General features: G+C 71.4%; 19 protein-coding genes. 9 read left to right on the top strand and 10 right to left on the bottom strand.

Annotation, left to right across the window (positions count from 1 at the left end):
* Positions 1–3: 3 nt before the first annotated feature.
* From H0524_RS17760 to H0524_RS17790, 7 genes are all read right to left on the bottom strand, one after another.
* A complete protein-coding gene (locus H0524_RS17760; RefSeq protein ID WP_018719849.1) occupies positions 4–258 on the bottom strand; it encodes an acyl carrier protein in 255 nt (84 codons plus the stop codon).
* A complete protein-coding gene (locus H0524_RS17765) occupies positions 255–845 on the bottom strand; it encodes a 3-hydroxyacyl-ACP dehydratase FabZ family protein (RefSeq protein ID WP_180199662.1) in 591 nt (196 codons plus the stop codon). Before H0524_RS17765 ends, H0524_RS17760 begins: the two co-directional genes overlap by 4 nt.
* The gene (locus H0524_RS17770; protein ID WP_180199663.1) at positions 838–1,263 is read right to left on the bottom strand and encodes a 3-hydroxyacyl-ACP dehydratase FabZ family protein; all 426 of its coding nucleotides are present in this window, start codon (positions 1,261–1,263) and stop codon (positions 838–840) included. Before H0524_RS17770 ends, H0524_RS17765 begins: the two co-directional genes overlap by 8 nt.
* On the bottom strand, positions 1,260–2,000 hold the full coding sequence (gene fabG / locus H0524_RS17775; RefSeq protein WP_180199664.1) for a 3-oxoacyl-[acyl-carrier-protein] reductase: 741 nt from the start codon (positions 1,998–2,000) through the stop codon (positions 1,260–1,262). Before fabG ends, H0524_RS17770 begins: the two co-directional genes overlap by 4 nt.
* An 83-nt stretch (positions 2,001–2,083) precedes the next feature.
* Positions 2,084–3,349 (bottom strand): CaiB/BaiF CoA-transferase family protein, encoded by a 1,266-nt coding sequence (locus tag H0524_RS17780; protein ID WP_180199665.1) that lies wholly within the window; start codon positions 3,347–3,349, stop codon positions 2,084–2,086.
* 5 nt (positions 3,350–3,354) lie between these two features.
* Positions 3,355–4,506, bottom strand: coding sequence for a steroid 3-ketoacyl-CoA thiolase (locus tag H0524_RS17785; RefSeq protein WP_180199666.1), 1,152 nt, complete (start codon positions 4,504–4,506; stop codon positions 3,355–3,357).
* Positions 4,507–4,510: 4 nt separating this feature from the next.
* Positions 4,511–4,708 carry a ferredoxin gene (locus tag H0524_RS17790; RefSeq protein WP_180199667.1) on the bottom strand — a complete coding sequence of 66 codons (198 nt, stop codon included), beginning with the start codon at positions 4,706–4,708 and terminating at the stop codon, positions 4,511–4,513.
* A gap of 175 nt (positions 4,709–4,883) precedes the next feature.
* On the opposite strand from H0524_RS17790, the gene H0524_RS17795 reads away from it, so the two are divergent.
* From H0524_RS17795 to H0524_RS17810, 4 genes are read left to right on the top strand one after another with little or no spacing between them, the layout of a single operon-like run.
* Positions 4,884–6,482, top strand: coding sequence for a (2,3-dihydroxybenzoyl)adenylate synthase (locus tag H0524_RS17795; protein ID WP_180199668.1), 1,599 nt, complete (start codon positions 4,884–4,886; stop codon positions 6,480–6,482).
* A complete protein-coding gene (locus tag H0524_RS17800) occupies positions 6,479–7,873 on the top strand; it encodes an FAD-binding oxidoreductase (protein WP_180199669.1) in 1,395 nt (464 codons plus the stop codon). The genes H0524_RS17795 and H0524_RS17800 overlap by 4 nt, the downstream gene beginning before the upstream one ends.
* Before the next feature lie 30 nt (positions 7,874–7,903).
* On the top strand, positions 7,904–8,134 hold the full coding sequence (locus tag H0524_RS17805) for an acyl carrier protein (protein ID WP_012014027.1): 231 nt from the start codon (positions 7,904–7,906) through the stop codon (positions 8,132–8,134).
* Positions 8,135–8,188: 54 nt separating this feature from the next.
* Positions 8,189–12,142, top strand: a complete 3,954-nt coding sequence (locus H0524_RS17810) for a non-ribosomal peptide synthetase (protein WP_180199670.1) — start codon at positions 8,189–8,191, stop codon at positions 12,140–12,142.
* An 85-nt stretch (positions 12,143–12,227) separates the two neighbouring features.
* On the opposite strand, the gene H0524_RS17815 is transcribed toward H0524_RS17810, so the two are convergent.
* The gene (locus tag H0524_RS17815; RefSeq protein WP_180199671.1) at positions 12,228–13,229 is read right to left on the bottom strand and encodes an acyl-CoA dehydrogenase family protein; all 1,002 of its coding nucleotides are present in this window, start codon (positions 13,227–13,229) and stop codon (positions 12,228–12,230) included.
* A gap of 168 nt (positions 13,230–13,397) precedes the next feature.
* Between H0524_RS17815 and H0524_RS17820 the strand changes: the two genes are divergently transcribed.
* Together H0524_RS17820 and H0524_RS17825 are read left to right on the top strand one after the other, a co-directional pair.
* Positions 13,398–14,225 (top strand): methyltransferase domain-containing protein, encoded by an 828-nt coding sequence (locus tag H0524_RS17820; protein ID WP_180199672.1) that lies wholly within the window; start codon positions 13,398–13,400, stop codon positions 14,223–14,225.
* Positions 14,226–14,296: 71 nt separating this feature from the next.
* Complete coding sequence (locus H0524_RS17825; RefSeq protein WP_180199673.1) at positions 14,297–15,304, top strand: MBL fold metallo-hydrolase; 1,008 nt, start codon at positions 14,297–14,299, stop codon at positions 15,302–15,304.
* Between the two features lie 24 nt (positions 15,305–15,328).
* On the opposite strand, the gene H0524_RS17830 is transcribed toward H0524_RS17825, so the two are convergent.
* Together H0524_RS17830 and H0524_RS17835 are read right to left on the bottom strand one after the other, a co-directional pair.
* Positions 15,329–16,819, bottom strand: coding sequence for an FAD-binding oxidoreductase (locus H0524_RS17830; RefSeq protein WP_180199674.1), 1,491 nt, complete (start codon positions 16,817–16,819; stop codon positions 15,329–15,331).
* 48 nt (positions 16,820–16,867) lie between these two features.
* On the bottom strand, positions 16,868–17,362 hold the full coding sequence (locus H0524_RS17835; protein ID WP_255436049.1) for a VOC family protein: 495 nt from the start codon (positions 17,360–17,362) through the stop codon (positions 16,868–16,870).
* A 115-nt stretch (positions 17,363–17,477) separates the two neighbouring features.
* Here H0524_RS17835 and H0524_RS17840 point away from each other — a divergent pair, with 115 nt between their 5' ends.
* The 3 genes from H0524_RS17840 to H0524_RS17850 are packed head-to-tail and all read left to right on the top strand — an operon-like array spanning position 17,478 to position 21,093.
* Complete coding sequence (locus tag H0524_RS17840; protein WP_180199676.1) at positions 17,478–18,872, top strand: LLM class flavin-dependent oxidoreductase; 1,395 nt, start codon at positions 17,478–17,480, stop codon at positions 18,870–18,872.
* Positions 18,859–20,001, top strand: a complete 1,143-nt coding sequence (locus tag H0524_RS17845; RefSeq protein WP_180199677.1) for an acyl-CoA dehydrogenase family protein — start codon at positions 18,859–18,861, stop codon at positions 19,999–20,001. Before H0524_RS17840 ends, H0524_RS17845 begins: the two co-directional genes overlap by 14 nt.
* Positions 20,002–20,025: 24 nt before the next feature.
* Complete coding sequence (locus tag H0524_RS17850) at positions 20,026–21,093, top strand: acyl-CoA dehydrogenase family protein (protein ID WP_180199678.1); 1,068 nt, start codon at positions 20,026–20,028, stop codon at positions 21,091–21,093.

The following is a 21,093-nucleotide window of genomic DNA, read 5'->3' on the forward strand; positions in this document are numbered from 1 at the left end:
GGCTCAAGCCCCGCCAGCTGAGTGCCGCACCACCGCGTCGTAGACCGCTTTGAGGTTGTTCAGTTGCGGCAGCTCCGACTGCGGGATCTCGATCTTGAACTTTTTGTCGATCCGGGCCAGGATCTCGATGGCGCGCAGCGAGTCGGCCTCGTAGTCCGCCACGAAGTCGCCGGTTTCGGTGAGCTCCTCAGACTCGAGCTCCAGCACCTCCGCCACGATGTCGCGAAGTTCGGCCATACGGGGGTCGGTCTGCGTCATGACAGGTCAGCCTTTCCAGCGGAGGGATGACGGAGCCGGGAACTCCCCGCACCGGGACGGCTCCCGAGCTGTGGGGGCACCGGTGGCCCCGGGGTGGCGGTCGCGGCGCCGACCCTGGCCGGCGCCGCGAGCGCCGTTCGCGAACGGCGGGCGGCCATGAGAGTGCCAACGTGCGCCACGCGTCGGTCACCGACGTACGTCTCGCCGGTGGCGAAGGCGGTGTCGGCGATCACCCGTTCGAGGCGGACGGTGTGCCGGAGCACATCGCCCGGGAAGACGGTGCCGTCGAAACGCACGTCCCGCGCGCCGACGAACATCAGCACCGAGTCATCGTCAACCGGCGAGCCGGCGTCGGCGAGCCAGAGCAGCGCCGCCGTCTGCCCAAGCGACTCCACCAGGAGCGAGGCGGGATAGGCGTAGTCACCGGGCGGGGCGGCGTCGGTCAAATCGCGGTAGCAGGGCTCATTCCCGGTGACCGCCTTGACCGCCTCGATGCGGGTACCCGGAGTCATGCTGAGCACCCGGTCGACCAGCAGCAGGGGGTAGCGCTGCGGTAGCAGCGCGCGGATCTGGTGGTGGTCAAGCATCACTGTCTCCGAAGCGGGCTCGGATGGTCACCGCCGTGATCTCGTCGGCGCGGCACCCCGAGGCCCGGACCGACCAGCCGTGGGGCCCCTCGGCGGTCGCCACGACGTGGAGGGTCAACCGGTCCGGCGGCAGCAGCGGGGCGAGAAACCGCACCGCGTCAACGGAGACCAGCCGCAGGCGGGGCTGCCCGGGAGTCCGCAGCGCCACGTCCACGGCCTGCGCCAGCGCCTCGATGACGAACACCCCGGGGAACACCGGGAAGCCGGGGAAGTGCCCACACAGGTTTGGATCATCAGCGCGGATCGGCACACCCACCACCACGTCGACCTGCGCTCCGGCACCGACCTGGAGGTCGTCGAAAGCGGCCAACGGTGCGGCCCCCGGTGGGCAGGGTCGGTTCGTGGTCGGGGCACTCACAAGGTGATCCCCCCGTCGACCTGGAAGACCTGACCGGTGACGTAACCGGCGCGATCCGAGCAAAGGAAGGCAACGAGCTCCGCGACCTCCTCCGGGCGGCCGAAGCGACCCAGCGGAATCTGGCTGAGCGCCTGGTCACGCAGCTGCCCCGCCAGGGCGTCGGTCATGTCCGTCTCAATGAAGCCGGGGGCTACCACGTTTACCCGGATGCCGTACCCGGCGACCTCCTTGGCCAGCGAACGACTCAGACCGACAATGCCAGCCTTGCTGGCCGCGTACGCGGTCTGTCCGGCGTTGCCGTAGACGCCCGCCACCGAGGACATGTTGACCACCACGCCGGCGCGGCGCTTCATGAAGCGGAACGTCATCGCCCGGCAGAGGTTCCAGGTACCGGTCAGGTTGGTCGACAGCACCGCCTGCCAGTCCTGTTCGGTGGCCAACACCAACGGGCTGTCCCGGGTGATCCCGGCGTTGTTCACCAGGCAGCTGATTGGGCCGAGTCGTTCCTCGGCGGCGCCGACGAACTCGTCGACCGCGGCCGGGTCGGCCACGTCACACGCGGCGGCGTACACCGGCACCCCGAACGCCGCCACCTCCGCCTGGGTCTTGGCCGCCGCCTCGCTGTCGCTGCTGTAGCAACCGGCGACCGCGTAGCCCTGCGCAGCGAGGCGCAGGGCGATCGCCCGGCCGATGCCTCGCGAGACACCGGTCACCAGAGCTCGGAGCTGAGTGGACATGCCCAACCTCCCCTGTCGGGACGCCTGCCGGACGTACCCGACACGACGTGTGGCATGACGGGTGTGTTGTATTTACCCCCGGATCAACATACTGAACCATCGGCACACCCATCAGCAAGCGGTGTCGTATGTTTGCTTTGGTGTCCGGTGTCGGGCGCGGCGAGTTCGGCGAGCACCTGCGCGGTGTCCGCGCCGGGTTCGGGTGCCCCACGGCGGACCCGGGTCGGGGTACGGGAGAACTTCGCCGCCGGCCCGACGATCGGAGCGGTACTGCCGTCACAGAGCGAGGTGGGCTGCAACATCGCCCGCTCGGCCAGGTACGGGTCGGCAGCCACCTCAGCGACGGTACGTACCCTCGAGGCCGTCAGGCCCCGCCGCACCAGGGCGGCGACCACCTCGTCGGCGGGTCGGGGGGCGCACCACCGGGCGAGGACCGCATCCACCTCGACCCGGTTGGCCAACCGGTCGGCGGCCCGGGCGAAACCCTCCGCCCGGGCCAACTCCGGCCGGCTCACCACCTCGGCCAGTTCCCGCCAGTGCCGGTCCAACGCGACAGCCAGGTAGACCTGCCCGTCAACGCAGGGGTAGACGTTCGCCGGTACCACGAAGTCGGTCTGGTTGCCCCAGCGCTGCGGCGGCCGGCCCGCCGCGGCGAGGGTGTGCAGGCCCGCGCTCCCAGCGACCATCGTGTCGAACATCGCCACGTCGACGTGTTGTCCCTCACCGGTCCGCTGCCGGTGCCACAGTGCCGCGAGCGCACCGAGCGCACCGTGTAGGCCGGCCAGTTCGTCGGCGAGGAACGTCGGTGCGCGCACCGGGCCCCCGTCCGGGGTGCCGTTGAGCGCCATCCAGCCGGAGGCCGCCTGGATGACCGGGTCGTACGCGGCCTCCGCCCGACGGGACCCGAACTGTCCCCATCCGGAGATCGAGACGAGGACCAGGTCGGGCCGGACCGCCCGGCACTGTGCCCAGCCCACCCCCCAGCCATCCAGCGTCCCGGGCTTGTAGTTCTCCACCACCACGTCGGCGGTGGCGACCAGCCGCAGGAAGCCCTCCCGCCCCTCGGTCCGGCGTAGGTCGAGCCCAACGCTGCGCTTGTTGCGGTTGACGGTCTGCCGAAACCAGGACAGACCCGTGCCCGGGATCCGGGGTGGTACCTCCCCGTCACGGCCGTGCGGTAGCTCGACCCGGACGACATCGGCACCGAGGTCGGCCAGAACAGCACCGGCCAGTGGCCCCGACCACACCTTGGTCACGTCGAGCACCCGGACCCCGTCCAGGGGCCCGACCAGGTCGTCCCGGGCGTCCCGGTAGAAGTCGGCGGCATCTCGATAGAGTGCGGCGGCCATCGGGCTCACATCCGTTGCAGGATCGAGGCGGTGCCGAGCGCACCGCCGCAGCACATCGTCACCAAGGCCAGTTCCCGATCGGCGCGTTCGAGTTCGTGCAGGGCACTGACCAGCAGCCGGGTCCCGGAGGCGCCCAGTGGGTGGCCGAGGGCGATCGCGCCGCCGTTGACGTTGACCCGCTCGGCGTCGGTGCCGTTCGCCGCCATCCAGGCGAGCACGACGGCGGCGAAGGCCTCGTTGACCTCGACGACGTCGAGGTCAACGAGGTCCAGCCCGGACCGGTCGAGGATCTTGCGCGTCGCCATGACCGGTCCCTCCAGCAACAGGTACGGGTCGGACCCGGTGACCACCTGGTGCCGCAGCCGCGCCTGGGGGCGCAGCCCGAGCGCCGCGGCACGCTCCGCCGACATCCACAGGATCGCCGCCGCGCCGTCGGAGACCTGTGACGTCGTACCGGCGGTGTGCACCCCGCCGTCGACCGTCGGCCGCAGCCCGGCCAGGCCCTCCGGCGTCGTGTCCCGCAGCCCCTGGTCCCGGGTCACCGCCCGGAGGTTGCCCTCGCCGTCGGGGGCGTGGACCGCGACGATCTCCCGATCGAAGTGCCCCCGCGCCCAGGCCCGTGCCGCACGGCGCTGGGACAGCACGCCGTAGGCGTCGGCGGCGGCACGGTCCACGCCGTACTTCGCGGCGATCCGCTCCGCCCCGCCGAACTGCGCCCTGGGTGGGTCGTCCCACGGGTAGTCATCGGTCTTGTAGTGGCCTGGCCCCTGGTAGAGATTGGCGCCTACCGGCACCCGGGACATCGACTCCACCCCGCAGGCGATGCCGACGTCGATGGCGCCGGCAGTGATCAACGCGGCAACCAGGTGGTTCGCCTGTTGCGCCGACCCGCAGGAGGTGTCGATCGTGGAGCAGGCCACCTGCGGGTCGAGGCCTGTGCTCAACCAGGCGTTACGGGTGATGTTCAGGCTCTGCTCACCAACCTGGGTGACGCAGCCGCCGATAATCTGATCCACCTCGGACGGCGGCAGCCCGGCTCGGTCCAGCACCTCGCGCTGCACGGTCCGCAGCAGTTCCACCGCCTTGAGGCCGCTGAGCCAACCGTTGCGTCGACCGATCGGGGTTCGCGCCGCGGCGACGATGACCGCCTCTGACATGGGGTCACTTCTCCCGGAGCGACAGGGCGAGCTTGGGACAGCCCCGGACCGCCGTTTCCACCAGCGGATGTTGCTCCTCGGCGGGCCGCTCGACCAGCACGTACATCAGGTCGTCGTCCCGGATCTCGAACACCTCGGGGGCCTGGTCGGCGCAGACCCCGTGGCTGTCGCACCGGTCATAATCCACGACTATCCGCATCATGTGTCTCCCACCGCTTGTGTTGCATTGACCTAGGGGCACGACCACGATAGATGAAGTATGTGGATTTCCCGACGCTAGAAGCAACAAACACTTGTGCCGACAGAGACACGTCGCATAGCGTCGGCCAGGTCCGCCCCGGCGGACGCTCCCCCGCCTGGCACTCTGGAGGCTGACCATGCTGACCGGATGCGTCCCCTGGCCCGATGAGCTCGCGCAGCGCTACCGGCGCGACGGCATCTGGCGCGGCGAGGTACTGGGAGACCTGCTCCGCCCCGAGGCGGCCCACGACCCTGACCGGATCGCCGTGGTCACCCGCACCGGTTGGCACAGCTACGCCGAACTCGACCGGCGCGCCGACCGGCTGGCGGCCGGACTGGTCGGACTGGGTATCCGGGCCGACGACCGGGTCGTCGTCCAGCTGCCGAACACGCCGGACTTCGTCGTGACGTGTGTGGCGCTTTTTCGGATCGGTGCCCTGCCGGTGCTCGCGCTACCCGCCCACCGCCGCTCCGAGCTGGCCTACCTCGCGGAGTACTCCGGTGCCGTCGCCCTGGTGGTGCCGGACCTGCTGGCGGGCACCGACCACCGGAAGTTGGCCCGCGCCGTGCGGGCGGCGGTGCCGAGCGTCGCACACCTCCTCGTCGCCGGCGAGGCGCAGGAGCTGACCCCGCTGGTCGACGTCGACGCCGACCCGCTGGACCTGCCAACCCCCGACCCGTCCACGGTGGCGTTCTTCCTGCTCTCCGGCGGCACCACCGGTCTACCCAAGTTGATCCCACGGACCCACGACGACTACGCCTTCCAGCTACGGGCCACTGCCGAAGCGATGAGGTTCGACAAGAACGGCGCCTACCTGGCTGCCCTGCCGGTGGCGCACAACGCGGCGCTGGGCTGCCCCGGGGTACTGGGAGCACTGCGCGCGGGCGGGCGCGCCGTACTCGCCGCCAGCCCGGCCCCGGACGAGGTTTTCCCGCTCGTCTCGACCGAGTCGGTCACCCTGACCACGCTGATGCCGGCGCTGCTGCCGGTCTGGATGGAAACCGCCGGGATCTTCGGCGTCGACCTGTCCCAGCTGGTCATCGAGGTCGGCGGCGCCACGCTCAGCCCCGAGGTGGCCCGTCAGGTCCGCCCCACCACCGGCGCGACCCTGACCCAGTGGTTCGGCATGGCCGAGGGGGTCCTCTCCTTCACCCGCCCGGACGACGACGACGAGGTCACCGCAACCACTCAGGGCACCCCGCTCAGCCCCGCCGACGAGCTGCGGGTCGTCGACGACACCGACCGGGACGTCGCTGCCGGCGAGGTCGGCGAGCTACTGGCCCGCGGCCCGTGCACGCTGCGCGGCTACTACGCGGTGCCCGAACACAACCGAACGGTGTTCACCCCCGACGGCTTCCTCCGCACCGGCGACCTGGTGCGCCTCGACGCCGAGGGACGGCTGGTGGTGGTCGGCCGGATCAAAGACGTGATCAACCGAGGCGGGGAGAAGGTCTCCGTCGACGAGGTCGAGGCGCACCTGCTGGCCCATCCGGCAGTCCGGTCGGCGGCCGTCGTACCGGTGCCGGACTCCCGCCTGGGGGAAAAGACGTGCGCCGTGGTCGTCGCCCAGGACGACCCGCCCAGCCTCGCCGAGGTGCGCGCCTTCCTGAGCGACCGAGGGCTGGCCGAGTTCAAACTGCCGGACCGGTTGCACCTGACGGCGGCCCTGCCGTACACGCCGGTAGGCAAAATCGACCGTCGGGCGTTGGCCCGCGCCCACGCCGGTGCGGCATGACCCGCCCGCCGCTGACCGCGCCGGCCACCGACGAGCAGCAGGTGCTCTGGCTCGACCGGCTCCCCGTCGAGCAGCGCCTTCCCCGCCCACCGCTGGACGGTGACACCACCGCCGACGTCGCCGTCGTCGGCGCCGGCTACACCGGTCTGTGGATCGCGTACTACCTGACCACCTTCCGCCCCGAGCTGTCCGTGGTCGTGATCGATGCCGGTCGGGCCGGCTTCGGCGCCTCCGGCCGCAACGGCGGCTGGTGCACCGCGGAAATGCCGGCACTGCTGACGAGCCTGGTCCGTCGACACGGGCCGATGGCCGCGGTGCGGCTGTACCGGGCCGGCCAACGCTCCCTCGACGAGATCCACCGGGTGCTCACCGACGAGGGGATCGACGCGCACTGGCGGCACGACGGCTCGCTGTACGTGGCCCGCAGCGCCCCGCAGGTCGACCGGCTGCGGGGCTGGCACGAGATGCGGCAGAAGCTGGGCATCGGCGGACTCGTCCTGACGGAGGGACCGGAGGCTACCGAGCGGACGGGGCTGGCCGGCGTCCGGGCGACCGCCTTCACCCCGCACTGCGTCACCGTGCAGCCCGCCCGGATCGCACGCGGGTTGCTCGCGGCGGTCGAGCGCCGGGGGGTACGGGTCGCCGAACACACCCGGGCGCTGGCGATCCGGCCTGGCCAGGTCACGACCGACTCCGGCACCATCCGGGCCCGGTCCGTGCTCTGCGCCACCGAGGGCTACACCGGGCGGCTGGCCGGGCACGAACGTCGGGTCCTACCGCTGCACTCGTACGTGCTGGCGACCGAACCGCTGGACGCCGCGACCTGGCAGCAGCTGGGCTGGACCGACTACCGGACCGTCGCGGAGGCCCGCTACCAGTTCGGCTATCTGCAACGCACCCAGGACGACCGGCTGGTGCTCGGTGGCCGAGGAGCCTACTACCGGTTCGGGTCCGGCATCACCCGCGGTGACGCGGGCCGCCGGAAGGCCCACGACCGGCTCCGCCGTACCCTGGCCGAGCTGCTCCCGGAGATAGCCGACATACCGGTGTCGCACCACTGGAGCGGCGTCTACGGCCTGCACCGGCACACGGAGCCGGAGGTGGTCTTCGACCAGCGCACCGGGCTGGGCCACGCCGGCGGTTACGGTGGCGAGGGCATCGCCCTGAGTAACCTCGCCGCCCGCTCCCTCGCCGCGCTGGTCGCCGGAATCAACCGACCGGAGACCCGGCTGTGCTGGGTGGACAACACCGCACGCCGGTGGGAACCGGAACCGCTGCGGTACCTCGGGGTGCGGGGCGTCAGCGCCGTGGCGACCGGAGCTGACCGCTACGAGCATCGCACCGACCGGGCCGCTCCGCTGGCCCGACTGGCCCTACGCGCCATCGTGTGATCCCACCCCGACAGCGACCAGGAGGCTGGCGTGGACGACCGGCAGCGGATGCGCAAGGTCTGGGAGTACATCTTCCAGCAGGCGGTCACCGACGACTCTGACTTCTTCATCGACCTCGACGGCGACTCGATGGCCGCCGCTGCCCTCGTGCACCACGTCGCGGAGGAGTTCGGCGTCTCGCTGCCGCTGTTCGAGGTCTTCGACCGCCCCACACCCGCGGAGTTGCTCGCCGCGGTGCGGGACCAACTCGCCGTCGGCTGAGGCCGCGCGGCGGCCCCGCCCGGTGACCCCACACCCGTCCGTCCGAGGAGCACGATGGACCAGCTCACCGCCGTCCGCGACAGCTTTGGCCTCAGCGATCTGCAGCAGGCGTACCTGATCGGCGAGCTGGGCGACTTCCAGCTCGGTGGTCCGGCGCTGTTCTACGAGGAGTACGCCTGCCCACCGTTCGACACTGACACGTTCACGGCGGCGGTGCGGACCCTGATCCGCCGGCACCCGATGCTGCGGTGCGCGATGGACGACGCCGGCCGGGTACGGATCCTGGACGACCCGCCGTCGCCGGTGACGGTGCGCCCGCTGCGCGGCGAGGCGCCGCAGCGGTGCGCGCAGCTGCTGGCCGAGAGCCGGCACCAGCTGTGGTCCGCCGGCCCGCCGCTGTCCGGCCCGGCCGCCTTCACGATGGTGGTGTGGGAACTCGACGGCGAGTTCCGGGTGCAGATGGCCGGCCGGCTGATGGTCTTCGACGGCCAGTCCGGCGAGGTCTTCGCCCAGGAGCTGCGGACCCTGCTGGCCGGCGGTACGCTGCCGCCGCTGGAATTCACCTACGCCGAGTATCGCCGGCAGCTCGAGGAGCGCCACGACAGCCCGAAGCACGCGCGGGCCCGGAGTTACTGGCTGGACCGGATCGACGACCTGCCCGACGCTCCCGAGCTGCCGCTGCGCCGCGGTGGGCGGCACGACGGCCCGCTGGTGCGGCGCACCTTCGCCCTGACGACCGAGCGGACCGCGGCGTTGAACACGGCACTGCGGCGACGCCGGCTGACCCCGACGATGGCAGTGGCCGCCGCCTTCGCCCGGGTGCTGCGGCACTGGAGCCGACACGAGCGCTTCACCATCAACGTGATGTACGGCGAGCGGCAGGAGCTGCACCCGGATGTGTCCCACCTGATCGGCAGCTTCGCCAGCACTCTGTTGCTGGAGTGCTCTCCCGCCTCCGACCAGGCGGACTTCACGGCGGACGCGACGACGCTGCGCGGCCGGATGGGGCGGGACTTCGCCCACGCCGCGTTCGGCGGAGTGGCGGTGATCCGTGAGCTGAACCGGCGCTCCGGCACGGTCAACGGCGCGCGGATGCCGGTGGTGTTCACCAGCATGCTCGGCATCGGCTCGGATACCGACCCGGTCTTTCTGGAGCTGCTCGGCTGGCGGCGGCTGGAGTCCCTGGTACGGACCCCACAGGTCGCCTTCGACCACCAGGTCTACATGCGGGCCGGCGAGCTGGTGGTCAGCTGGGACACCGCCGACGGTCTCTACCCACCGGGGCTGGTCGACGACATGTTCGCCGCGTACCAACGACTGCTGGTCGCGTTGGCCACCGATGACTCCGCGTGGGGCGAGACTCGTGGTGCCGGGCTGACCCCGGACGGACAGCTCGCCGTGCGGGCTCGGGTCAACGACACCGCCGCCGAGGTCGCCCCGCACACCCTGCACGGGATGTTCCTGGCACAGGCGCGGCGTGAGCCGGATGCCACCGCCATCATCACCGGAATCGGTCACACCACGTACGGTCAGCTGCGGGCCCACGCCGGCGCCGTCGCCGCCGCGCTGCGCGCTGCCGGGCACGGCCGGGGTGACCTGGTGGCGGTGGTCGTGGAGCGGGGCGTCGACCAGATCGCCGCCCAGCTCGGCGTGCTGATGGCCGGCGCGGCGTACGTGCCGGTCTCTCCTGGGTGGCCGCCGCCCAGACGCGCACAGGTCCTGACCGGGGCGACGGTCCGCGCGGTGCTGTCGGCCGCCGACGACGGCCTGGCCGGCGCTCCCGACGACGCCACCCGGCTGCGCCTGGACGAGCTGCCGGCCGGCGATCTACCGGACGCCGAGGCGGTGGACGACCCGGAGGCGTTGGCGTACGTCATCTTCACCTCCGGCACCACCGGCCGGCCCAAGGGCGTGATGATCCGGCACCAGGGTGCCGTCAACACCATCGTGGACGTCAACGACCGGTTTGGTGTCACCGCCGCCGACCGGGTCCTGGCGGTCTCCGAGTTCACCTTCGACCTGTCGGTCTACGACGTGTTCGGTCTACTCGCCGTCGGCGGGGCGGTGGTCGTGCCGGACGCCGACCAGGCCCGGGAGGTCGTCCACCTACACGAGTTGGCCAGCCGGGCGAAGGTGACCGTGTGGAACTCCGTGCCCGCCTATCTGGCGATGTTCGTCGACTTCGTCCGGTCGGTACCGGGCCGCGCACGGCCTACCGACCTGCGGCTGGCGATGGTCAGTGGGGACTGGGTGCCGCTACCGTTGGGCCGGGATCTCGCCGAGATCGCCCCCGCCGCGCGATGCGTCGCGTTGGGTGGTGCCACCGAGGCGTCGATCTGGTCCAACTGGTACGACGTGCCGACCCGGCCGCCGAGGGACTGGGCCAGTGTGCCGTACGGCTGGCCGATGCGGAACCAGCGCTTCCACGTTCTGGATCGGCGGCTGGCCGACCGCCCCGACTGGGTTCCCGGCGAGCTGTACATCGCCGGCCGGGGCCTGGCCGAGGGCTATCTGGACGCCCCGGAGTTGACTGCCGCGTCGTTCGTCAACCATCCGGTCACCGGCGATCGGCTCTACCGCACCGGTGACCTCGGTCGGTACTGGCCGGACGGGGTGATCGAGTTCCTCGGCCGGGACGACCCGCAGGTGAAGATCAACGGCTTCCGGGTGGAACTGGGTGAGATCGAGGCCGCCCTGGTCGACCAGCCCGGGGTCGACGACGCGGTGGTGGTCGCCCGCCGGGACGAACGCGGCGCGTCGCTGGTGGCCTTCGTCGTCTGCCCCGCGGCCATCCCCGGCTTTGCTGACACGCTGCGCGACGGGCTGGGGGCGACACTGCCCGGCTACCTGGTTCCGCCGGCCATCGAGATCCGCGAGACGCTTCCGCTGACCGCCAACGGCAAGGTCAACCGGGCCGCGCTGACCGCCGCCGCCGCGGGTCTCGCCCCGGCCGCCGGGGCTTTCCAGGCCGCCCGCACGCCCACCGAGCACCAGTTGGTCGCCCTCTGGTCCAGCCTGCTCGACCAGCCCAGCATCGGCGTGGACGATGGATTCTTCGCCCTGGGCGGTAGTTCCTTGCAGGCCGCGCAGCTGATGAACCGGGTGGAACGGGAGTTCGGTTCCCGGCTGCCGTTAGCCGCCCTGTACCAGCACAGCACGGTGGCCGAGCTCGGCCGGCTACTCGACGCCGGACGCCCGGCTTCGGGCGTCGTGCAGGAACTCGCGCCGGGCGACGGTCCGCCGGTGGTGCTGATTCACCCGGTCGGCGGTGACCTGCTCTGCTACCGGGGGTTGGTGGATCTGTTGCGGGCCGACTGGTCCCTGCTCGGTGTCGCCGCACCGGCACTGGTCAGCAGCTCCCTGGCACCGCCGACCCTGACCGGGCTGGCCCGGCAGCACCTCGCGGACCTGCTACCGGTGCTGTCCGCAGCGGGCCCCGTGCGGTTGGTCGGCTGGTCCCTCGGTGCCGTACTCGCGTACGAGATGGGACGGCTGCTCACCGAGGACGGTCGGAACTGCGTGGCAGTCCTCATCGATCCGTGGGTGGGGCCCGCCGCGGGCGGCGAACCCACGGCCGGCGAGTTGGTCCGGGCGTTCCTCACCGACGTCACCCGTGGGGAGGTCACCCGGGACGTTTCGGTGGATCCGCGGGTGAGCGCCGAGGAGGCACTGCGCCAGGTCTGGCGCACGACGGTGACCCCGCGGGCGGAGCTGGCCTCGCTCGACCTCGACACGGCCGTACGGCTGTTTGGCGTCTTCGCCGCGCACACCCGGGCTCTGGTGCGCTACGACGTGCCGGACGTCCCGGGGCTCACCCTGCACCTACTGGAAGCCGACGGCGGGTTGGGCGGCGCTGCCGGCGGCTACCTGGTGCCCCTGCGGGACCGCCTGCCCGAGCGCCGGTGGGCCAGCCGTCGCGGCGTTCCGGGAGACCACTTCGCGGTGACCGATCCCGCCGGGGTGGGGGCGGTCGCCACCGCCGTCGCCGGGGCACTGGCGGGTCACTGACCGACGGCCACTCCGGCCGCGGCCCGTCGCGCGGCGGGGCGGCCACGCCGCGGCCGGGACACGCCGCGGGCGCGATGGTACCGGGTCAGGACGCGTGCAGCCGGCCAAGCAGGTCCGCCCGGATGGCTGGCCGGCTACCGAAGACCAGCAGGAACAGCGCCTCCCGCATGAGCCGCTCGGCGGGCTGGTTCCACAGCACGGCCGCGCTACCCGTGGTGGTGGCGCAGAGTCCGGCAGCCCGCAGCGCGAGCGCCGACGCCGCAGCCCGGGCGGAGGGCAGTTGCTCGGGCCCGGCGTTGTCGAGGGTCGCCCGACACGCATCGACGGCCGCATCAAGCGGGCTGGTACCCATCAGCCGGGCGCAGCGGGTCGCCACGCCCAGCGGAAGCGATCCGTTGAAGCGCAGCGTCGCCGCGTCGTTTCGCAGGTAAACCTCGTGCGGAACGGTACCGGTGACCCGCTCTTCGGGGACGAAGTGCCCGGTGAAGGTGACCTGCACCGTCCGGCTCGCGGCCACTGCCACCATGTCGATCGGGGTAACCGTCAGGGTGTCGCTTTCGGCGGCGTCGATCAGGGTCCAGACCAGCGTGTCCGACGCGTCCCGGGCAGCGGTCAGCAGGACGTCGACCAGGCCCCAGCCGGTCACCCAGGGAGCGACGCCGTGCAGCACGTACCCCCCGTCGACCGCCTCGGCGCGGACCGACGCCGGACCGGGCCGGGTAGCGGCGATGGCCAGGCCGGCCCGGCGCACGCCCCGGCACAGCGGCTCCAGCCACTGCTGCGTGATACCGGGCCGTTGGCTTCGGTTCGCCGCCATCACCGCGCTGTGGTGCTGGGCCCAGACGAAGGCGGTGGTGAGGCAGCCACTGGCGACGAATTCGAGGGCCCGGGCGGCGGTGGCGGTGTCCTCAGCGGACACGACACTGAAGGCAGGCGGTCCGGCAAGCCCATAGAAGCCCTCCTCGGCGAGCAGATCGAGGTGGGCGGTCGGGACCGTGTCGGCGGCGTCGACCGTCTCCGCCGCCGGAAACAGCACCTCCTCGGCGATACGATCCGCTCGATCCAGCACCTTGGCAGAGTTGCTCATGGTCGGTACACCGTCCGTTCTGTGGTGGAGGTCGGTGTGGGGTTTGACTGACACCCTAACGAACAGCTCACCGACAACCTAGATACGCCACCACTGAACGGTGTTGTGTTTGTTGTGTTGCCGTTAGGCTGTGGGGTAGACAGACCACGGCAGCGAGGAGCCCGAACGGTGAGCGAGGACCCGGCGGCGAGAGCGCAGGCGGTCGGCACGTTCTACGACCTGATGGGCACCTTCCTGGAGGCCGTCTACGGCGACAACCTGCACTACGGGTTCTGGCCCGACGAGCACGACAACACCCCGATGCCGCAGGCGCAGGAACGACTCAACGACGAACTCGCCCGCCGGCTGGCGGTGCACGCCGGTCACCGCGTTCTCGACATCGGCTGCGGCACCGGCGGCCCGGCACGCCGGATCGCCCGGGTCACCGGCGCCACCGTCACCGGGGTCACGGTGAGCGGGGCGCAGGTCACGCGCGCGACGGAGCTGGCGGCCAAGGAGGGGATTCACGAGCGGACACGATTCGCCCGGGCGGACGCCACCGCACTGCCCTTCCCCGACGCCTATTTCGACGCGGCGCTGGCGCTGGAGGTGCTGGTGCACGTGCCCGACAAGGCCGCCGCTCTCGCCGCTGCCCATCGGGTAGTCAGACCGGGAGGCCGGCTGGTGCTGGCCGAGCTGACCCTCACCCGGCCGATGTCAGCCGAGCACGCACGCATCTGGTCGGCGATGCCGATGTCCACCCCACCGGCCGCCGCCGCCTACCTCGACCAGGTACGTGCCGCTGGTTTCGCCCTCGAGGAGACCCTCGACGCCACCCCGTACATCCGCCGGTCGTTCCAGACCACCCGGGACGCCGTGGAGCGCGAACGCGAGCGGCTGGCCGGAACGTACGGGCCGCGGGTGCTGCGCCAGGTCAGCAACGCGGTACTGGACCTGCAGGCGGTCGCCGAGGGATGCCTGGGCTATCTGGTGCTCACCGCGCGCCGGCCCGGGTAGCCGTCCCCGGCCGACCCAGCGACTCGTCGTACGCGACGGGTCGCCGGCCTGCTCCGACTCGAGGAGGAAGCGTGTACCGGCCCCGCGCCATTCATCGCGCCGTCGCCCGACTGTCCGGGGCACCGGCCGGGCGAACCTGGCCCCAGACCTTCGCCGACCGGCTCACCCACCCGGTGCCCAGGCCCGCCGCGGTGCTACGGCTGATGCGTGAGCGGGGCAACCGGCCCAGCGGCGGGACAGCGCGGGTGCCGGTACGCGACGACGCCGACGTACCGGCGGTGGCGTCGACGGAGACCGCGGTTACCTGGATCGGCCACGCCACCTGTCTGGTACAGCTCGGCGGCCGGACGGTACTCACCGACCCGGTGTGGTCGGACCGGATCCCCGGCACTCCCCGCCGGTTCACCCCGCCGGGGCTACCGTGGGCCGCCCTGCCGCGCATCGACGCGGTGGTGATCAGCCACAACCACTTCGACCATCTGGACGAGCCGACCATCCGCCGGCTACCTCGGGACACACCGGTACTCGTACCGGCCGGGCTCGGCTGGTGGTTCCAGGCCCGGCGGTTCCGGGCCGTGACCGAGCTGGACTGGTGGGAGTCGGCGACCGTGGGCGGCCTGCGGTTCGACTTCACCCCGGCGCACCACTGGAGCCGGCGGGGAATCTTCGACACCTGTCAGAGTCTGTGGGGCGGCTGGCTGATGACCGCGTCCGGCCAGGCCACCCGCCGGGTGTTCTTCGCCGGGGACTCCGCCTACGGGTCGGCGTTCGCCGAGATCGGGACACGGTTCCCGGGCATCGACATCGCGCTGCTGCCGGTCGGCGCGTTTCACCCCCGATGGTTCATGAAACCCTTACACATGAACCCGGCCGAAGCGGTGCGGGCCTGCGGCGACCTGGGCGCCGAGTGGATGGTGACCATCCACTGGGGCACCTTCGCACTCTCCGCCGAGCCGGTGCTGGCCCCGGTCGAGCTGGCCCGCGAGGCCTGGGCCGACGCGGGCCGCCCCACCGCCACGTTGTGGGACCTCGCGATCGGCGAGAGTCGGGTGCTGGCCGCCGCAGCCACACCGCAGTGACCCACCCACGCCCGGTTGGTGGCCCTACCTGTCAGCGACCGGTGTCCGGGCCTTGCGCGCAGCCCGGCCCGCGAAGAACGCCCGCGGTGCCAGCGCCGCCTGGTGCGGCAGCATCAGCGGCAGCCGGTCACCGGTCTCCTGACGCCAGACGAACAGGTGCGCACCCGTGTCGCCGATCGCCCCCTTGGCGAACTTCGGCTGGTTGACCGTGACGAAGGCCAGCTCGGTGTACTCGGTCTCGCGACGCAGCACCAGGTCGCGCAGGATCTTCCCGCCGGTGTGGCTCGGGGCGAGCCCGTTGCCGGTGTATCCGTGCCCGTAGACCACACCGTCGGCCACGCGGCCGAACTGGGGGATGAAGGTACGGCTCCAACCGATCGGCCCGCCGAAGGCATGGCTGAACCGAACATCATCCCAGGCCGGAAAGAACCGGGCGAAGGACTCCCGTAGGTCACGGAAGGCGGCAGCATTGCGAATGTGTCCCCGCCCGGTGTCCCGGCCGGCGAAGTAGTACCACCGCCCACCGGACCAGACCACGCGGTTGTCGGAGGTCAGCCGGGCCGCGTGGGCGAAGGACAGCGAGTTGCTGACGCCCTCCCGACCCGGCCAGTTCACCCGCTCCAGCTGAGCATCGGTCAGCGGCTCGGTCACCATCAGGTAGTTCCACACCGGCATCACCTTGGTGTGCGTCTGGCCAAAGCTGTGCTGCCAGGCATTGGTGGCCAGCACCACCTCGTTCGCGGTGACAGTTCCGGTCGGGGTACTCACCCGGTATCCGTTGCCCACCCGGCGTACGTCGACGGCCGGGGTGTGCTCGTGGATATCGACGCCCTGGCCCCGCACCACCCGCGCCAGCCCCTGCACCAGGCGGTGCGGGTTGACCAGGGCACCGGTGGTGCGCAGCGCGCCGAGCACCTGTGGGGAGCCGATCCGCTCCTGCGCCTCGGCATGGCCCATCAGCTTGAACGAGCCGCGCAGGCCCGTGCGTTCGCTGCGCTTGACCTGGAGTTCGAGCCGGGCCAACTGCTTGCGGTCGGTCACCACCTGGAGCAGGCCGTTCATCGCGAAGTCGGCGTCGATGTCGTACCGCCGGCAGAACCGGCCGATGTCGATAATCGAACGGGCACCGGTGCGGTAGACCCCGGCGGCCTTTTCGCGGCCGTAGTACCACAGCAGCCGCCGCAGCACCTTGCCGGCGGTGAGCCCGACGAAGCCGCCGTTGGCGGTGGACGCACCGCTGCCCACCGTGTGGCTCTCCAGCACCCGGATACGTGCTGAGGGTTCGGCCTCGGCGAGGAAGTGCGCCGCCCAGAGGCCGGTATAGCCTCCGCCGATGATGCAGATGTCACAGCTCGCGTCGCCGTCGAGGGGCTCACCCACCTCGACCGGCTCGGTGTCGTACCAGTAGACGCTGTTCTGGATCTCTTCCACGTCAGTCTCCAGGTCGTCGGGGCCGGCGTCCGCCTGGCACAGCGGTCGGTGGACCGCGCCACGGTCCGCGGCGGCGGACCGCATCCACCACCAGTACGGTATGTCGCATCTATCGAAACCCTACAGTCAACACTATCCGCGCACCGGCTTCGCCCGATCGGCGGCGGTCCGCTCGGCTCGACGCCGCTGGCGTAGACGGTCCATGAAGTAGTCCGCGTTCAGCCAGTAGAACTCCAGCCAGATGTTGTCCGGATCGCGCAACCAGATGCCGTAGCCGGCCTCCAGGAACAGCTCGCGGACACCTGAGTGGGCGGCTCCGACGGCATCGAGGTGCGCTGCCCACCGGTCGAGATCGATCCGCTCGGGCACGTGGTAGCCGAGGTGGTGCAGGCCAACCCGGCGCTCGTCGAAGGGCTCCGGATCAGCCTCGGCGGCCTGTCCGAGGACGATGGCGGCCAGCGACTGCCGGTGCACCAGCGTCCGGAAGGTGAACCCGGACTCGGCTGGCGTGGCGTCTCGAACGACGGTGAAGTCCATGACCCGGCAGTACCACTCGGTGCTGCGGTCCAGATCGCGCACGGTCAGATTGACGTGGGTGCTGCCGTTGAGTTTGGGCACAGGAAGCATCATAGGCGCTTGAGTCGTATCTTGGGTGTAGCATGTTGTCATTAGGGCCGGTAGCGTGTCCTCACCTGGCAGCGTGGCCGCCGGTACCGGCCGGAACGGATGTGAGGAACCGGGCATGCATCTGAACGTGTTCACCCAGTGCTCTCCGGCACCCCAGTTCAAAGGCATGTGGAGGGTCGCGGGCGACCGGACGGCGACCGGATACCGTTCGCTGGAGTACTGGATGGCGCGGGCCCGGCAGCTGGAAGCGGCCTGCGTCGACGCGCTCTTCTTCGCGGACATCCACGGCGTCTACGACGTGTACCGAGGGTCCTGGGCGCCAGCGGTACGGCACGCGGTGCAGATTCCCTCGATCGACCCGGCTCTGCTGCTGCCCGCGCTCGCAGCCACCACGCGGCACCTCGGCTTCGCAGTCACCTACTCCACCACCTACCACCCCCCATTCGAGTGCGCCCGGCTCTTCTCCTCACTGGACCACCTGACCGGCGGCCGGGTCGGCTGGAACATCGTCACCTCCTACCTGCGCTCGGCCACCGCCAACGGCCTCGGCGCCTACCTGGACCACGACGAGCGCTACGACCGCGCCGACGAGTACGTCCGGGTGACGCGGGCCCTCTGGGAGGAGAGCTGGGATGCCGATGCGGTGGTGCGGGACGCCGAGCGCGACACCTTCACCGACCCGACCCGGGTCCACGAGATCGACCATCACGGCCGGTGGTTCTCGGTACGTGGTCCGCACCAGTGCGAACCGTCACCCCAACGCACCCCGGTGCTCTACCAGGCCGGCTCGTCGCCGCGAGGGGTCGAGTTCGCCGCCCGGCACGCCGAGGTGGTCTTCCTGACCCTGGCCGACCCCACCACGGGCGCCGAGCCGGTGGCCGACCTGCGCGCCACCGCCGCCCGGCACGGCCGGGACCCACGCGCGGTGAAGGCGTTGCAGGGAACCATGGTGATGGTCGGCCGGGACCGCGCGGAGGCGAAGGCTCGGGCCGAGGCGTACAACACGCTGTGGAGCAGCGAGGGGCAGCTGGCCAAGTGGTGCGGCTGGATGGACATCGACCTCTCTGCCTTCCCCGACGACAGCCCGGTCGACGAGATCCGCAGCCAGGCCAGCCGTTCCTTTCTCGGCTTCCTTCGCAGGCTGACCCCGGACCGAACCTGGACGGTGCGCGACGTGAAGTACCTCGTCTCCCGACCCCGCCGGCCCCGGGTCGATGCCCCGGTGACCCTGTTCGGCACTCCTGAGCAGGTCGCCGACCGGATGGAACAGTGGCTCGAGGTCGCCGACGTGGACGGGTTCAACCTCATCCCGTGCCCCCCGTCGGGCGGGGTGGACGACATCTGCGACCTGCTGATCCCCGAGCTGCAACGACGGGGCCTGTTCCGCACCGCCTACGACCCGCTGGAGAGCACCCTGCGGGAACGGTACTTCGGCCCCGGTAACCGCACCTACTCCGACCCGGCCCGCACCGAGGCCACCCGGGAAGGCTGGGCAGATGGACCTGCGTGACACCGAAGAGCAGGCCGCCTTCCGCACCGAGCTACGGGCCTGGCTCGCCGTCGAGGTGCCCCGATTCGCCGTGGACGGCTCCGGAACAACACCCGGCTGGACGAAGGCGCTGCACACCGCCGGCTACACCGGACTGACCTGGCCGACGCGTTACGGCGGACGCGGCCTGTCCCCCGCCTACCAGGGCATCTACGCCGAGGAGAGTGCCCTCGCCGAGGCGCCGGACCACATCAACGTCATCGGCCTCGGGATGGTCGGACCGACCATCGTCGAGCACGGCACGCCGCAGCAGCAGATCCGCTTCCTGGAACCCATCCTCTCCGGCGAGATGGTCTTCTGCCAAGGGTTCTCCGAGCCCGACGCCGGCTCCGACCTCGCCGCCGTTCGCACCCGGGCGGTGGCCACCGCCGGTGGCTGGCGGGTCACCGGCGAGAAGGTCTGGTCGTCACATGCCCACCATGCCGACTGGTGTCTGCTGCTGGCCCGTACCCAACCGGGCTCCGCACGGCACCCGGGGCTGACCTGCCTGCTGGTCGACATGCGCTCGCCCGGCGTCCAGGTACTACCGCTGCGGCAGAACACCGGCGACAGCGACTTCAACCAGATCGTACTCACCGACGCGTTCGTGCCGACCGACTGCGTCCTCGGCCCGGTCGGCGGGGGCTGGCAAATCGCGATGACCACACTCGCACACGAACGGGGCACGTTCGGCATCACGCTGACCGCCCGGCTCAGCGTCGAGTTCGGCCGGCTGGTGCGGACCGTACGCGAGCTCGGGCTCACCGGCGATCCGACGGTCCGAGCCGAGATCGCCGACCTGCACGTGCACCTTCAGGGACTGCGCTGGACCGGCTACCGGGCGATGAGCATGCTGAACCGCACCGGCAGGCCCGGGCCGGAGAGTTCGATTCTCAAACTGCACTGGTCGGTGACCAACCAGCGGCTGGCGGCGTTCGCGCTGCGGCTGCTGGGCCCGGCCGGAATCCTGGACGGCCCGGACAGCCCCGCCGCCGGCCACTGGCAGCACCTACGGCTGCGCAGTCGGGCCAACTCAATCGAGGGCGGCACGTCGGAGATCCTGCGCGGCATCATCGCCGAGCGTGTCCTCGGCCTTCCCCGAACCCGGTGACCCTGCGGCGGAAAGGACTCTCGGATGGACTTCGCCCTCACCGACGAGCAGCGTGACCTGCAGGTTGCTGCCGCGCGCTACCTCGCGGACCGGTACCCACCGGACCGGATCGCGGCGCTCGCCGACGCCGCCGCCGGGGATCCCGACGCCTGGCCGGAGCTGCGCCGGCAGGGCTGGTGTGACCCCGAGTTGGGCATGGTGGAGAAGGGACTGTTGGCCCAGGAGAACGGCTACGCCCTCCACCCGACCGCGTGGTGGAGCACGGTGGGGCTGGCCCAACCCGTGCACCGCGCGGCCGGCGCCGCCATGCCACCCGGACCGCTCACTCTGGCCTGGCAGGACGAGGCCGGGACCGACGGCGGGTGCCGGGCGGCTCCCGCCCACGGCGGCGGTTGGCGACTGGTCGGCACCCGGTGTCTGGTCACCGACGTAGCTGAGGTGTCCGGTGTGCTGGTCGCCGCGGACACCCCCGACGGCCTCGCACTGTTCGCGGTAGCGATGCCCGCCGACGGCATGACCGTCACCCCGCAGCCCACCCTCGACCGGCTGCGCCGCACCGCTCGGCTGCGATTCGCCGGCACACCCGCCGAGCCGTTGGTGACCGCCGACACCGGGCGCCAGGTGCTGGCCGCCGCCCGCCGACACGGCGGCACCCTGCTGGCCTGCGAGGCGGTCGGGGTGGCCCGTCTGGCCCTGGACCTGGCCCGACGGCACGCCGAGCAGCGGGTGCAGTTCGGTCGCCCGATCGGTGCCTACCAGGCGGTGGCGCACCAACTCGCCGACAGCTACGTCGCGGTCGAGCTGGCCACCTCGCTGTCGCTGCGGGCTGCGTGGTTGGTGGGTGCCGCCGACCGCGGTGACGCCGACGAGGCGGAGGTGGGCCCGGCGTACGCCGCGGCCGTGGTCGCGGCCCGCGAGGCGGCGGTGCGGGCCTGCGAGACCGCCCTCCAAGTAACCGGAGGGCTCGGCGCGACCTGGGAGTATCCGCTGCACTGGTGGTACCGCCGTGCGCTCTGGCTGGACTGCTTCGACCTTCCCACCGCCGCGCACCTCGCCACGCTCGCCAGTCAGGTGCTGGCCGCACCTGCCTGA

It is taken from the genome of Salinispora sp. H7-4 (genome assembly GCF_013416675.1).
Classification (GTDB): domain Bacteria; phylum Actinomycetota; class Actinomycetes; order Mycobacteriales; family Micromonosporaceae; genus Micromonospora; species Micromonospora vitiensis.